At 68.3% G+C, this 14,627-nt stretch carries 13 protein-coding genes; 3 read left to right on the forward strand and 10 right to left on the reverse strand.

Annotated elements, in window-relative coordinates; genetic code table 11:
• The first annotated feature begins 194 nt into the window (after positions 1-194).
• Entirely contained in the window at positions 195-2,312 is a 2,118-nt protein-coding gene (locus OEJ37_RS29860) for a penicillin-binding protein 1A (protein WP_263348158.1), read from the forward strand.
• A gap of 8 nt (positions 2,313-2,320) precedes the next feature.
• Positions 2,321-2,932, forward strand: coding sequence for a trimeric intracellular cation channel family protein (locus OEJ37_RS29865; RefSeq protein WP_175917102.1), 612 nt, complete (start codon positions 2,321-2,323; stop codon positions 2,930-2,932).
• Positions 2,933-3,063: 131 nt separating this feature from the next.
• On the opposite strand, the gene OEJ37_RS29870 is transcribed toward OEJ37_RS29865, so the two are convergent.
• The 9 genes from OEJ37_RS29870 to OEJ37_RS29910 all read right to left on the reverse strand — a co-directional run bounded on the left by OEJ37_RS29870 (position 3,064) and on the right by OEJ37_RS29910 (position 12,170).
• Positions 3,064-3,894, reverse strand: coding sequence for a heme ABC transporter ATP-binding protein (locus OEJ37_RS29870; RefSeq protein WP_175917101.1), 831 nt, complete (start codon positions 3,892-3,894; stop codon positions 3,064-3,066).
• A 19-nt stretch (positions 3,895-3,913) separates the two neighbouring features.
• Positions 3,914-5,002: a FecCD family ABC transporter permease gene (locus OEJ37_RS29875; protein ID WP_175917100.1), complete on the reverse strand. Its 1,089-nt coding sequence runs from the start codon at positions 5,000-5,002 to the stop codon at positions 3,914-3,916.
• Between the two features lie 15 nt (positions 5,003-5,017).
• On the reverse strand, positions 5,018-5,935 hold the full coding sequence (locus tag OEJ37_RS29880) for a hemin ABC transporter substrate-binding protein (protein ID WP_175917099.1): 918 nt from the start codon (positions 5,933-5,935) through the stop codon (positions 5,018-5,020).
• Positions 5,932-7,023: a hemin-degrading factor gene (locus OEJ37_RS29885; protein WP_263348166.1), complete on the reverse strand. Its 1,092-nt coding sequence runs from the start codon at positions 7,021-7,023 to the stop codon at positions 5,932-5,934. Before OEJ37_RS29885 ends, OEJ37_RS29880 begins: the two co-directional genes overlap by 4 nt.
• 49 nt (positions 7,024-7,072) lie before the next feature.
• Entirely contained in the window at positions 7,073-9,343 is a 2,271-nt protein-coding gene (locus tag OEJ37_RS29890; protein WP_263348169.1) for a TonB-dependent hemoglobin/transferrin/lactoferrin family receptor, read from the reverse strand.
• Positions 9,344-9,588: 245 nt separating this feature from the next.
• The gene (locus tag OEJ37_RS29895; protein WP_034181704.1) at positions 9,589-9,816 is read right to left on the reverse strand and encodes a hypothetical protein; all 228 of its coding nucleotides are present in this window, start codon (positions 9,814-9,816) and stop codon (positions 9,589-9,591) included.
• Between the two features lie 217 nt (positions 9,817-10,033).
• Entirely contained in the window at positions 10,034-10,417 is a 384-nt protein-coding gene (locus OEJ37_RS29900; RefSeq protein ID WP_263348172.1) for a DUF6232 family protein, read from the reverse strand.
• A 124-nt stretch (positions 10,418-10,541) separates the two neighbouring features.
• The gene (locus OEJ37_RS29905; protein ID WP_011548992.1) at positions 10,542-10,802 is read right to left on the reverse strand and encodes a DUF2866 domain-containing protein; all 261 of its coding nucleotides are present in this window, start codon (positions 10,800-10,802) and stop codon (positions 10,542-10,544) included.
• Between the two features lie 207 nt (positions 10,803-11,009).
• Positions 11,010-12,170: a porin gene (locus OEJ37_RS29910; protein WP_034181707.1), complete on the reverse strand. Its 1,161-nt coding sequence runs from the start codon at positions 12,168-12,170 to the stop codon at positions 11,010-11,012.
• A 307-nt stretch (positions 12,171-12,477) separates the two neighbouring features.
• Here OEJ37_RS29910 and OEJ37_RS29915 point away from each other — a divergent pair, with 307 nt between their 5' ends.
• Positions 12,478-13,284, forward strand: coding sequence for a MetQ/NlpA family ABC transporter substrate-binding protein (locus OEJ37_RS29915; protein ID WP_263348179.1), 807 nt, complete (start codon positions 12,478-12,480; stop codon positions 13,282-13,284).
• A gap of 134 nt (positions 13,285-13,418) precedes the next feature.
• Here OEJ37_RS29915 and OEJ37_RS29920 read toward each other — a convergent pair whose 3' ends face one another.
• Positions 13,419-14,534, reverse strand: a complete 1,116-nt coding sequence (locus OEJ37_RS29920) for a succinylglutamate desuccinylase/aspartoacylase family protein (RefSeq protein ID WP_174419148.1) — start codon at positions 14,532-14,534, stop codon at positions 13,419-13,421.
• Between the last annotated feature and the right edge of the window lie 93 nt (positions 14,535-14,627).

The raw sequence follows: 14,627 nt of genomic DNA on the forward strand, positions 1-14,627 counted from the left end.
ACGTTGATCAGGTACGCGCCCGACGCGAGACGCGCGAACGGGCCCGGCGCACTTTCCTAAATAAAATTCAGCCTGCCAAACTTTGGCTAAAGAATGTTCCGGTTTCGCGTCATCCCTTCGACAATGCGCGCCTTCTGCGATCGGCAGGCGCCTGTCGCGCACCGGCCGTCGCGGCATCGAAGAAGGAGCCCGACATGACCGAACACACCGCTTCCCCTCAGCCGCAACCCGCGCCGCCGCGCCGCCGACGCGTATGGCGCACGCTCGCGGGCGCGCTGCTCGGCCTGACGCTCGCGTGCGCGGGCATCGGCGCATGGACGATCCAGCGCATCTGGACGCAGTTGCCGTCCGTCGAGCACCTGGCCGTCTATCGTCCCGCGCTGCCGCTGCGGATCTTCTCGCGCGATGGCGACTTGCTGGCCGAATACGGCGTCGAGCGGCGCGAGTTCGTGCCGCTCGAACGTATCCCGCCGCTGATGCGGCAGGCGCTGCTCGCGGCAGAGGACGCGAAGTTCTACCAACACGGCGCGGTCGATTTCGGCGGCCTCGCGCGCGCGACGTTCGCGAACCTCGTGACGGGGCAGCCCGGGCAGGGCGGCAGCACGATCACGATGCAGGTCGCGCGCAACTTCTACCTGACGCGCGACAAGGTGCTGAGCCGCAAGCTCGCCGAGATCCTGATGGCGGCCAAGCTCGAACGCGAATACAGCAAGGACAAACTGCTCGAGCTGTACATGAACGAGATCTACCTGGGCGAGCGCGCGTACGGTTTCGCGGCGGCCGCGAACGTGTATTTCGGCAAGCCGCTCGACGCGCTGAGCGCAGGCGAGGCGGCCGTGCTCGCGGGGCTGCCGAAGGCGCCGTCCGCGTTCAACCCGGTCGTCAATCCGGCGCGCGCGACCGCGCGGCGCAACTATGTGCTCGGCCGGATGCATGCGCTCGGCCAGCTCGACGACGCGACGTATCGCGCGGCCGTCGACGCGCCGATCGCGCTGGCGACCACGCCGCCGCCCGGGATCGTCGCCGCGCCGTACGTTGCCGAGCGCGCGCGCCGCATGATGGTCGAGCGCTTTCACGACGATGCCTATACGCTCGGCCTCGACGTGACGACGACGGTGTCGATGCGCGACCAGCGCGCGGCCGAAGCCGCACTCGACCGCACGCTGAGTCGGCAGCCACGCGCGAAGCGCGATGCGCGCAACGGGCTCGAAGGCGCGCTCGTATCGCTCGATGCGGCCACCGGCGACATGCTCGCGCTCGTCGGCGGCGCGGATTTCAATCGCAACGTGTTCGATCATGCGCTGCAGGCGTATCGCCAGCCGGGTTCGAGCTTCAAGCCGTTCGTCTATTCGGCGGCACTGGAGAAGGGCTACTTCCCGGGCGTGCTCGTCGACGATACGCAGCGCACGCTCACGCATGCCGAAACCGGCGCACGGCCGTGGCGTCCGCGCAATTTCGGCAACCGCTACGAGGGCTTCATTCCGGTTCGGCGCGGGCTCGTGCGCTCGAAGAACCTGGTCGCGGTCAGCCTGATGCAGGCCACCGATGCGCGTTACGTACAGCAGCACGCGGTGCACTTCGGCTTCGACGCGCAGCGCAATCCGGCGTCGCTGCCGCTCGCGCTCGGCGCGGGCGCCGTGACGCCGCTTGAACTCGCGAGCGCGTACGGCGTGTTCGCGAACGGCGGGACGCGGATGGAGCCGCGCCTGATCCTGTCGGTGAAGCAGCGTCACGGCGGCGCGATGTACGAGGCGACCGCGCCGGCAGGCGAGCGTGTCGTGTCGGCGCGCAACGCGTTCGTGATGGACAGCATGCTGCGCGACGTCGTGCGGGCCGGCACCGCGCGCGGCGCGCTCGCGCTGCGCCGCGACGACGCGGCCGGCAAGACGGGCACGTCGAACGGGTCGAAGGACGTATGGTTCGCCGGCTACTCGTCGGGCATCGTCGCGGTCGCGTGGCTCGGTTACGACACGCCGCGCCCGATAGGGCGCGCGACCGGCGCGACGCTGGCGCTGCCGGTCTGGCTCGACTACATGAAGACGGCCGTCGACGGACGCACGCCGGTCGATGCTTCGCCGCCGCAGGACGTCGCGCTCGTCGACGGCGACTTCGTCTACGCCGAATACACGCGCGGCACGTGCACGGCCGACGTGCCGCCGTACATCCGCAGCCGTTTTGCATGCGGCGGCGCGGCGGTGCAGGACGCGTCGGACGCAGCGGGCGACAACGGCAGGCCCGACGAGCCGATGCCCGCCGCGGTCGATGCGGCCGAGCGCGAACGCGTGCTCGACCTGTTCCGGACCGACGACTGACACGCACCATGCATACGCTCTATCTGATTGCGATCGTCGCGGAAGCGATGTCGGGGGCGCTGATGGGCATGCGGCGCGGGATGGACCGCTTCGGGCTCGCGCTCGTCGGCGCGGTGACGGCGCTCGGCGGCGGCACCGTGCGCGACGTGCTGCTCGGCCACTATCCGCTCGGCTGGATCGCGCATCCCGAATACCTCGTGATCACGCTCGTTGCGGCGACCGTCGCGTCATGGGTCGCCCGGCATGTCGCGAAAATGAAGACGCTGTTCGTCACCGTCGACGCGATCGGCCTCGCGGCGTTCACGATCATCGGCTGCGACATCGGCGCGTCGACCGGCACGGCGCCGATCATCGTCGTGCTGGCCGGTGCGATCACGGGCGTGTGCGGCGGGATGCTGCGCGACCTGCTGTGCAACGAGATGCCGCTGATCCTGCGCGAGGAGCTGTACGCGAGCGTCGCGTTCGTCACGGGCACGCTGTATGTCGGGATGCAGCATCTCGGCATCGATGCGGGCTTCGCGACGGTGGTCGCGCTGGCGGCCGGATTCTCGATGCGAATGCTTGCGGTGCGGCTCGGGTGGAAGATGCGGACCTTCGGCGCGGCGGATGTCGAGCATTGAGCGTGGCTCGTGCGCAGAAATTCAGTCTCGATCTCCTCGAAGGCGATGCCTGAATGATGTCGGGTGAAAGTCGCTGTTGAAGGCAGCGCAGGACGTCGAGCGACACGACGGCCGTGCAGTAAGCGCCCGCGCTACGCAGGCACCATCACCGGCGGCGTACCGTCGCCGGTTTCCACCATCTTCACCGCGAATCCGTAGCACTGCGCGATATGCGCGGGCGTCATCACGTCGCGTGGTGTGCCGTGCGCGACGATCGTGCCGTCGGCGAGCATCGCGATCGTATCCGCGTGTCGCGCGGCGAGGTTCGGGTCGTGCACGATCGCGAGCACGCCGAGCCGCCATTCGCGTGCGACCGCACGCACGGTATCGAGCAAGCGGTGCTGATGCGCGAGATCGAGCGCGGCGGTCGGCTCGTCGAGCAGCAGGTAACGCGGGCCGCTTTTCGTCGCATCGTCGTCGGGCCACAGTTGCGCGAGCACACGCGCGAACTGCACGCGTGCGAGTTCACCACCCGACAGCGTCGTGACATCGCGGCCGACGAGTGCGTCGGCACCCGCGCGTTCGAGCGCGCGCCACGCGATGTCGCGATCGCGGTGCGCGATCACGTGCCGCGCACCGCTGCGCCGCGCATGCGGATAACGGCCGAGCAGCACGATTTCGTCGACACTGAACGGGAAGGCCGGTTGCGCGGCCTGCGGCAGCACCGCGCGCAGGCATGCGAGCCTTGGCGCGTCGATACGCGCGAGCGGTTCGCTGTTCAGCGTGATGTCGCCCGTCACGCGCACGCCGTTCGGTGCGACGCTGCCGGTCAGTTCGCCGGCGAAGGTCTTCAGCAGCGTGCTCTTGCCTGCGCCGTTGCGACCGAGCAGCGCGGTCACGCGGCCGGGCTCGATCGACAGCGACAGGTCGCGAAGGATGGCGGTGTGTCGGCGGGCGACGTCGAGGTGGTGGGCGGTCAGCATGGTCGTCGTGACGGAAGGGTTACCCGCCGAGCGCGCCGCGGCTCTTCCACAGCAGCGCGAGGAAGAACGGCGCGCCGAGCAGCGCGGTCAGCACGCCGAGCGGGATTTCGGCGGGCGCGGCGACCGTGCGCGCGGCGAGATCGGCGGCGAGCGTCAGCAGCGCGCCGAGCAGCGCGGCGCCGGGCAGCACGACGCGCTGGTCGGGGCCGCACGCGAGTCGCACGCAATGCGGCGCGACGAGCCCGATGAAGCCGATGATGCCCGCGCACGACACGAGCGCGCCGACCGCGAGCGCGACCGCGACGAGCACGCGCCGCTTCAGTCGCTGCACCGGCACGCCGAGATGCAGTGCCTCGGTTTCGCCGAGTTGCAATGCGTTCAGCGCATTGCGTTCGCGCGCGAGCAGCACGCAGCCGATCGCGACGCACGGCGCGACGGCCGCCAGCGCGGACCATTGCGCGCCGCCGAGGCTGCCGAGGCTCCAGAAGGTCAGCGAGCGCAGTTGCGCGTCGTCGGCGATGAACGTGAGCAGCCCGATCGCCGCGCCGATCAGCGCATTGATCGCGATGCCGGCGAGCAGCAGCAGCGGCAGCGCGAGCCGGCCGCGCGATGCGGCGAGCCGGTAGACGAGCGCGGCGACCGCGAGCGCGCCCGCGAAGGCCGCGACGGGCAATGCGGCCGCGCTCACGTGCGCGGCAAATAGGGCGGGGCCGAGCACGATCATCGTCGTCGCGCCGAGTGCGGCACCGCTCGACACGCCGACGAGCCCCGGATCGGCGAGCGGATTGCGGAACAGCGCCTGCATCGCGGCGCCGGTCGCGCCGAAGCCGCCGCCGACCAGCAGCGCGAGCGCGACGCGCGGCGCGCGGATGTCGAACAGCACCGCGCGTGCCTGCCGCGCGGCCGCATCGCCGGTCAGCGCGGCCCATGCCTCCGCGAGCGGAATGCGGTACGCGCCGACGCACAGCGCGACGACGGAAATTGCGCACACGAGGCACGCGAGCGCGGCCAGCGCGAACGGCGCGAAGCGGCGCGACGTGCCGACGCGCGCGGCGCCGGAGCGCGAGGCGGGCGACCGCGCGTGGAAAGGCGAAGCGTGAGCGGGCATCGGGGTGGTCCGGAATCAGGCGAGCGCATCCGACAGGCGTCGGTGCAGGGTCGTGACGGCGAGCGGCAGGCGCGGGCCGAAGCCGAGCAGGAACAGCGCATCGAGCGATACCACGCGTTGCGCGCGGCCGGCCGGCGTCGCACCGAAGCCGGGCGTGGCGAGCAGCGCGGCGCGGCCGCCGACGGCCGCGAGCCCTTCGTCGGAGATCAGCACGACGTCGGGCGCGGCGGCCGCGAGCGCCTCGGTCGTCAGCGGCTTGTAGTGATCGAAGCCCTGCATCGCGTTGCGCGCGCCCGCATAGCGGATCATCGCGTCGGCGGCCGTGCGCTGGCCGGCGACGAGCGCCTGGTTGCCGGTATGGTTCAGCACGAACAGCACGCGCGGCGGCTGCGCGCCGCCGGGCGCGTGCGCGGTGATCGCGTCGCGCGCGGCCTGCCAGTCGCGATCGAAGCGCTGCAGCAGCGCGGCGCCCGCATCGCGCACGTCGAGCGCCTGCGCGACGCCGGTGATCTTCGCGCGCACCGACTCGACGTCGTGGCGTTCGTCGAACGTCGTCACCGCGACGCCGGCGCTTTTCACCTGCGCGATCGCAGCGGGCGGGCCGGCTTCCGCCGACGCGAGCACGAGATCGGGCCGTAGCGACAGCAGCCCCTCGGCCGACAGCGCGCGCTGGTAGCCGACTTTCGGCAGGCGCTTCGCGGCGTCGGGGTACGTGCAGGTCGTATCGGCGCCGACGAGCCGGTAGCGAGGCGTTTCGGCGCCGCCGAGCGCGAACGCGGTTTCCGCGAGCGCGCCGCCGATCACGACCACGCGTTTCGGCGCGGCCTGCGCAGCCTGTGCAAGCACGCTACCCGGCAGCGCGCCGGCGAGCGCGCCGGCCGCCGCGCTCGCCAGCACCGCACGGCGCCGCGGATCGAACGATCGCGCGCTCACCGCGCGTCCCCGCGTGCGGCCGGCGGCAGCGTCGCGACGAGCGCGCGCCAGTCGTCGCGTTCGACCTTGCCGGGCTTGCGCTCGCCGAACAGCAGCGCGACGTGGTCGCCCTGCCGGTCGAACAGTTCGAGCGACGTGACGATGCCGTCGCTCGTCGGTTTCTTCACGACCCAAGCTGCGGCGATCAGGTCCTCGCGCACGTGCAGGTTGAAACCCGGGTCGAGTACGGTGATCCACGCGCCGACCTCACGCACGTTCGCGACGGGGCCCGTATGGATCTGGATCATCCCCGCATTGCCGACGAACACCATGATCGACTGGCCGCTTTGCGCGGCCCGTTCGAGCACGTGACGCAGCGCACGCGCGGTTTCGACCGGATACGCGTATTGCGGATCGGCGAGGCGCAGTGCCTGCATGCGGCTCACGGCGAAGCGCTGCGTGATGCCGAAGAACTGGTGCGTATCGGTCATCGTGTCCCACGCGGCGCGGAATCCCGCGACGTCGATCTCGGTGTCGGCGCGCTCGGGCGTCTTCGGCGCGGCGGTCGCGACGTCGAGGCCCGGCTCCTGCGAAGGCGCACGCCAGCGTTCGACGAAGGCGTCGTACGCGGCGTGGTCGCTGTGCGCACGCAGGTAGACCTTGTGGATCGCGCGGCCCTGCGCGTCGAAGAACTGCAGGCTCTTCAGCGGGCCGTGCGCGGTCTCGTCGCGCACCGCGAACGCCGACACCCAGTGGCGATAGAAGATCCGCAGGTCGATGTCGCCGAGCGCGAGGCCGACGGGACCGTCATGGCTCATCTGCGCATATTCGCCGTCCTTTTCGTGGACGGCCGTGTCGTTGCGCGTGAGCGCCATCACGCGGCCGAGGCGCGGCATTTCCTCGAACATCGCCGGAAAGCGCGCGTCGAGCCGCACGACGTGCTCGCCGACGAACGCGGCGAGCGCCTCGCCTTCGCTGACGCCGAGCGCCTGCGCGACGTCGCGGTTGCGAAGCTGGCGTTCGGTCTTGAGCTTGATGAACGCGTCGCGCAATGCGGCGGCCGTGCGGGCCGGACCGGCCGGTTGGCCGGGAAGGGCGGATTGCATCATGACGGACTCCTTCAAGTAACGGTTGGGGTGGCAGCGCGGGTGTCGCGCATCAGAAATCCACTTTCATGCTGACGGCGACCGTGCGTCCGGGCGACGTATACGCATCGAGCACTTGCGAATCGGCCGCGATGCCGCGCACGTCGGACCAGTTCCAGTACCTGCGGTCGAACAGGTTGCGGATGCCGATCGTCGCGCTCACGTGCTTGCTGAAGCGGTAGCCGCCGCGCAGGTCGACGACGAACGACGACGGCGGCGTGAAGCACGCCTTGTTCGAACAGTCGGACTTGTCGATGTCCTTGCCGCGTTTCGCGGCCTGGAACAGCAGGTCGGTCTGCACGAACCAGCGCTCGCCCGGCTCGTATCGCACGCCGAACACGGCCGAGAACGGGTTGACCGTGTCGAGCGGCTGGCTGGCCGCGCCGTCGTTCTGCGTCGAGCCCTTCGTGAACGCCATCGCCGTCTTCAGCGTGATGCCGTTCGGCATCGCCCATTCGGCGCGGCCCTCGAGGCCGTGGATGCGCGCGTCGGCGAAGTTCACGTACTGGAATACGAACGGGTCGGCCGGCCGGCCGCTGCCGGCGATCGTCGTGCGCGAGATGAAGTTGCGGTAGCGGCCCGTGAACGCGGCCGCGCTGTAGCGCACGACGCCGTAGCCCGTGCCTGCCTTGCCGCGCAGGCCCGCTTCGAACGTGTCGCTCGTCTCGGGCTTAAGGTTCGGATTGCCGATCGACGTATAGCCGTACACCGGGTTCGAAAAGCTGCTGTTGACCTGGTCGGGCGTCGGCGCACGGAAGCTGTGCGCGTACTGCACGTACGGAATGACAGCAGGTGTGATCTCGTAGAGCACGGCGACACGCGGCGACAGTTCGTTCGCGCTCGTCGACACGGCCTTGCCGGTGAACAGCGGATCGTTCCCGGTCGGGCTCAGCCGGTACGTGTCGAAGCGCAGGCCCGGCGTGACGAGCAGGCGGCCGTAGCCGATCCGGTCCTGCACGAACGCGCCGAACAGCGTGTAGTCGGTGTCGGGGAACGCCTTGTTCGGGAACGCTTCGCCGACGCCCGGCACCGTGCCGTCGCGCATGTTCGTCACGCGCGACAGGCTGCCGTCGACGCCGTAGAGCAGCTTGTGCGCGAGCGGGCCCGTCGCGAAACCGCTTTCGGCAAACGCGGAGCCGCCGAACGTGCGTTCCTTGTACTGGTTGTCGCGCGAGCGCGACTTCAGCGGCGCGCCGCGCGTCTCGAACGCGTATTGATCCTGCTTCGCGTCCTGGTAGTAGAACTGCACGTGCGCGGTCTGGAACCAGCGGAACGTGTCGTCGCGGAAGTCGTAGTCGACGCTGAAGCGGTTGCGCTCGAGCCGGTCGTTCGTCGTGAGGCCGAGCGTATTCGGCGGATTGATCGCGGACAGCACGTCGGTGCTCACGCGCCGCTGCACGGTTTCCGCGGTGAACTTGATCGTGTCGCGCGCGGTGGGCGTCAGCACGAGCTTGCCGAGCAGCGATTCGGAATAGACGTCCTGCGGGTTCGACGTCGTACGCAGCGTGCTCGCCGAGTTGTTGCCGCCGCGCGTGTCGACCTCGTGGCCGCGCCGGCCGTCGGCGATGATCATCCCCTGCACGCGGTCGTTGCCGCCCGCGGCCGACACGGTCGCGCCGATGCTGCGGTCGGCCGAGTCGTAGCTCGGCCGGAACGAGAAGTAATAGGGCTTGTGGTAGATCGACAGCAGGTCGCGCGGATCCTTCGTGATGAAGTTCACGGCGCCGGTCAGGCCGTCGCTGCCGTAGAGCGCCGAGGCCGGCCCGCGCAGGATCTCGATGCGCTTGAGCGTGTCGAGATCGGCGTAGTCGCCGCGCCCCGCTTCGAGCGGCCCGAACGAAAACGCGTTCGGCAGACGGATGCCGTCTTCCATCAGCAGCACGCGATTGCCTTCGAGGCCGCGGATGTTGATGCTCGAATCGCCGTCGCGGCCGCCGCCGAGCGCGGCGCTGCCGGGGCGGTAAGCGGTGCGGCGCACCGTGATGCCCGGCTCGTAGCGCAGCGCGTCCTTGATGTTCGTGGCCTGCTGTTCCTCGAGATCCTCGTCGGTGATCACCGACACCGACGCCGCCGTGCGGCTCGCGGCGGTGGCGGTGCGGGTGGCCGTGACGGTGACGGGGTCGAGCAGCGCCGCATCGCCGCGCGCGGACGCGGCGACGAGGACAGCAGGAGGCGGGTTGGCGCCTTGCGGCGACGAATCGGCGTGAGCCGGGGCGGCGGACAGGCCGAACGCGCCGAACAGCGCGGCGCAGATCGGCCGCCGCGCCAGCGGATAGCAATGCACAGGTGGTCTCCCATTGACGAAAACAAGCCCGAAGGCTGGCTGGGTGACGCGTTCACCTGGCTGGCCCGTCCGCGCGCGGGATGCGGCGAACGGCGAATTGAAAGGAAACTGATGATTTCACCAGTGTAAATGAGAATCATTATCAATACAAGGACGACAAGCGGCCCATGCGGGTGAGCGCTTACCTGCGCGGCTCGAGTGAGCCGCGGCGGGATATTCCGGAGAAACGCGCAGGCGCGCCAGCGCTAGGCCAGCGCTTCGATGCGGATCAGCAGGTTGCGCGCATGCGCGATGAACGCATCGTGCGTTGCGCGATCGCTGTGGCTTTCGAGGCCCGCCTGTTCGGCGAACGCGATCTGTTCGGTGTAGAGATCGACGAGCGCACGGCGTTCGTCAAGGGGAAGCGCGCGGATCATCGACACGAGCAGCAGTTCCTGCGCGCGAAGCATGCCGGACAGCAATTGGACGTTCATGCCGACCTCCTCGGACGATGCGGCGGCGGGCCGCTCTTTCCATACTAGGCGGTCGGCGTACGCAGCGCAGGCGCGGGGCTTGCGAGGATGCGGTGGGAATGCGATTCGATGATGATGCTTCGGCCCGATGCAGCGATGCACCGCGCGAGCCGAAACGCGCCACGCGCCGTGCGCATTCGCGGACCGCGAGCCGAAGCGTGCAGGGATGCGAACGGAATCAGCCGGCAGCCGTCGCGGCTTGCGCATCGCGCACGACCTGCGCGACGCGTTCGACGAATTCGGCATCGACGCTCGACAGCGCTTCGCGCTTGCCGTCGGGCATCTCGACCATCAGGCGATACGTGACGTCCTGCGTGGTCCAGGCGAGATAACCGACGACGGCGAGCATCACGCCGACGACGAGTGCGGCGCTCGATGCGCCGATGCCGCCTGCGATGGCGGCGGCCACGCCGATCAGCGAGATCAGCGCCGGAACGACGCGGTTTTTCGGAATCTTGACGACGTCGACATGGCGGATATCACGCAGTGCGAATACCTGCCCGGCGGCCGACAGGCCGTTGCGCGTGATCATGACGCCGCGTTCGTTGAATGCGTTTTCCATCGTGTGTTGCGTGGACGAAAACGCGCAGCGTAGCAGGTTTCGTTGCCGCGTCAAACGAGACCGACTGCCGCACGATGCGTGCGGGGCGGCCGAAACACGGGAAGCGGGTGGAACAGGGAGCCGTTCAGAATTGCAGCCGGCCGTCGCCGTAAAGCCGGCCCGGCACGTGCGACGCGACGACCTCGGCGATCTCTTCGTCGGTCGATTCGGCCGGCACGATCTGGCGCCGCGCGGGCGCGTCGAGATGCATCGTCCATTCGACGAGCCGGTACGGGCGGCCCCACGGGCGCTGCATTTCTACCGATACGCGGCAACTCTGGACCGGCAGCGAGTGTTGGCACGTCAGAATCGCGTGCAGATGGCTGAAAACGGTATCTTCGATCATCATGGCCTCCGATCCTGTCTTGTTGGCAATCGATGGCGGCGCCGTCGGCATTTAAAAAAAAAAGCCGCCGATGCTCAGGCGGCCAACAGGGGGGGTGAGAGCATCCTCTCAGCCCAGAATTAAGCGAAACTTAAAAGCAGATAAAAAAGCGCCCCGCATGGAGCGGGGCGCTTCTTGCCGTCGTGATCCGCGAGTTAAGCGGATGCTTTAGAACTTGTGACGGATGCCGACGCGAGCGGCGAGCTGGTTCGACGAGCCGTTGCCCGACGTGTTGAAGTAGCTCGTGCTCGAACCGATCTGCGCCTGCACGTTGTTGCCCGACGCCTTCTGGTAGACGACGAGGCCGTACACGTCCGTACGCTTGCTGAGCGCGTAGTCGAGCGCCAGGTTGCCCTGGTTCCAGTGCGCCGAGCTGCCGCTCTGCGTCGCGTTCGTATACGTGTAGCCGGCGGCTGCCGACAGGGCCGGCGTGATCGCGTACTTCAGGCCTGCTTCGTATGCGTTGTAGAACGTGCCCGATGCGCCGCTCGCGAGCGGGGTGAACTGCGTGCGCGTCCACAGCAGCCATGCGGTCGCCGGGCCGAAGATGTAGCGGCCGCCGACGCCATACGTGCGCAGGTCGCGGATGTTGCCCGTGCTGATGTTCGCGATCGTCGTCGAGAACGCCGGCGTCGACTGGCTCGGGAAGCGGATGTCCGTGTACGCGGCGCCGAGGGCGAACGGGCCGTTCGCGTAGTTCAGGCCGAAGCTGTATGCGCGCGACGAGCCTGCCGTCGTCGTCGTGCCCGACGTCGTGGCCGGTGCGCCGGCGAAGTCGGTCGAGTTCGAGAAGCCGTACAACGCGCCGAACGTGAAGCCCGCGTAGTTCGCGCTCTGGAACTTCACCGAGTTGTTGATGCGGCTGGACGTGAGCTGGTCGACGTCGTTCACGTGGTACGCGTAGTTGCCCGCGACCGTGTTGCCGCCCGTCGAGTAGTTCGAGCCGAGGACGTCGGTCGAGAACGAGTACTGACGGCCGAACGTGACCGTGCCGTATTGCGACTGGCTCAGGCCGACGTAAGCCTGGCGACCGAAGATCGCGCCGCCCTGGCCGATCGTGCCGTTGCCGCTGTTGAAGCCGTTTTCGAGCACGAAGATCGCCTTCAGGCCGCCACCGAGGTCTTCGGTGCCGCGCAGGCCCCAACGGCTGCCCTGGGCAACGCCGTCGTCGTACTTGAACAGCTTGCCCGAGCCGCCGTTGGCGGTCTTGCTGTGGTTCACGTAGCTGATACCGGCATCGATGACGCCGTACAGGGTCACGCTGCTTTGCGCGTGTGCCGTGCCGGCCGTTGCTGCGAGGGCGGCGATGGTCAACAGTTTCTTGTTCAAAGGATTCTCCGAGCGAATAAATGGCGTGTCCAGTTGCGGTTCCGGCGCTCTCTGTGGGCGCTTTCACGGACCGGCGGCAACTTTATCGGCGGGCCACGTAATGAATATGACAGCGACGGTCATATGAAGAATGTGTGGCGCCGATGCGACATTGGATTCTGCCCGGTTGTATAGCAGGGAGTTATACCGATTTCGGCTGAGATTCGATCCGGATCGGGAATATGCACATGAAATAAGCTTGGTTGGTGCTGTTCGGGCCCCGTGCCACGATCCGTGCTTCAACAACGACACGGGACAAGAGGACACCATGCGACGTTCGATCCTGACCGGCCTCGGCGCACTCGCCGCGGCGCTGGCATTCGCGGCGCCCGGCGCGCACGCCGACTCGCAAACGCTGAAGATCGGCACGATGAGCGGCCCCGACGCGCAGATCTGGACCGAAGTGACGAAAGTGGCCGCGCGCGAAGGGCTTGCGATCAAGGTCATCGAATTCAACGATTACGTGCAGCCGAACGCGGCGCTCGATTCGGGCGACCTCGACGCGAACGGCTTCCAGCACCAGCCGTTCCTCGACAGCCAGATCAAGCAGCGCGGCTACAGGATCGTCAACGTCGGGCTCACCTATACGGCGCCGATGGGCTTCTATTCGAAGAAGATCAAGTCGCTGAAGGACTTGCCGGTGGGCGCGAAGGTCGGGATCCAGAACGATCCGTCGAACGGCAACCGTGCGCTCCTGCTGCTGCAGAAATACGGGGTGATCAAGCTCAAGCCGGGCGCCGGCACGAACGGCGTGAACGCGACGCCGCTCGACGTGGCCGAGAATCCGAAGAAGATCAAGATCGTCGAACTCGACGCCGCGCAGCTGCCGCGTGCGCTGCCCGATGTCGATGCCGCGTCGATCAACACCGATTACGCGGTGAAGGCGGGGCTCACGCCGGTGAAGGATGCGATCGCGATCGAGGATCTGCGCGGGCCGTACGCGAACCTGATCGCGGTGCGCGCGCAGGACAAGGACAAGCCGTGGGTGAAGAAGCTCGTCGCGGCCTATGAATCGGACGACGTGCGCAAGTTCATCGACCAGAAGTTCGGCGGCGCGATCGTGCCGGCGTTCTGAACGTTCACGCGTGCCGCCGCCCGGCGCGGATCGCCGGGCCTATCGGAAAGCAAATCGCCCGCGCAAGCGGGCGATTTCATTGGTGCGTGCTGGAACGCGTCGATGCGCGCCGTTACCCGGCGCGCGGGCCGATCTCAGGCCGACAGCAGCGAGCCCGTGCGGATCGCGGTTGCGCCGGCAATCCGCGCGACTTCCATGCCGGCCGTCGCGAAGCGCACGATCTGGCGTGCATACAGCACGCCCGACACGCTGCTCTTCAGCGTGACGACGCGATCGGTCAGCGGATCGACGATGTCGGCCACTTCCTGGCCGGCCTCGATCATCGCGCCGACCGGCGTGCGGAACACGATCACGCCCGATACCGGCGCGACGAGCGGATCGGTGCCCGCGAGCGGCGTGGCCGGGTGCGCGAGCGGCGGCAGCGGCGCCGGCGTGCCGTCGACGACGCCGCGCTCGGTCAGGTATTCGACGATCGCCTGAGAATCCTTTTCGGCGAACTCGTACGACACGTCGCGTTCGCTGCGCAGTTCCACCGTGACGGAAATCGCGCCGTTCGGGATCGGGAAGCGGTCGCCGAAGCGGCTGCGCAGATCCGACCAGCAGAAGCTGTGGATCTCGTCGAACGGGTTGCCGACCGAATTCAGCGCGAGCAGCGATGCCTGCGCGTCGAGGTAGCGCGACAGCGGCTCGACGTCCGGCCACAGATCGGGATTCGTATAGAGGTGCATCACCGCATCGCTGTCGCAGTGCAGGTCGAGCACGATATCGGCGTCGAACGACAGCTTCTGCAGCGCGAGGCGCTGCGAGTCGAGCTCGGTGCGCGGCTTCTGCTCGTCGAGCGCTTCGCGCATCGCGGCGCGCACGGCGACGAGGTTGCGCTGCGCGTCGTTCGTGAGCCGGCTTTCGACGCGCGGCAGCACGAGCGCGGCGAGATCGTAGAAATTGCGGTTGAAGTTCTGCATCGAGCCGAGCTCGAAGCGGCCGAGGTGATCGCCGAACACGTGTTGCGACAGGCCGATCGGGTTCGGCACGGGCACGATGACGACTTCGCCGCGCAGCTTGCCGGCCGTCTCGAGCGCGGCGATCTTGCGGCGCAGCAGCGCGGCGACCAGCATGCCGGGCAGTTCGTCCGCGTGCAGCGACGACTGGATGTAGACCTTCTTGCCGCCGCGCGGGCCGTAGTGGAAGCTCGTGATCTGGCGTTCGGTGCCGACGGCGGGGGAAATCAGCGGATGGGTCTGCGTTTGCATGATGAGGGGAGTGCGGCGCAGCCGCGAATGATCCGGTGTGCGTGGAAGATCGATTGTACGTTGCCTGCGTCGCCGCCATCAAACCGGTGCCGG

The sequence above is a fragment of the Burkholderia sp. BKH01 genome, from assembly GCF_025685725.1.
In the GTDB taxonomy this organism is placed as follows: Bacteria; Pseudomonadota; Gammaproteobacteria; order Burkholderiales; family Burkholderiaceae; genus Burkholderia; species Burkholderia pyrrocinia_C.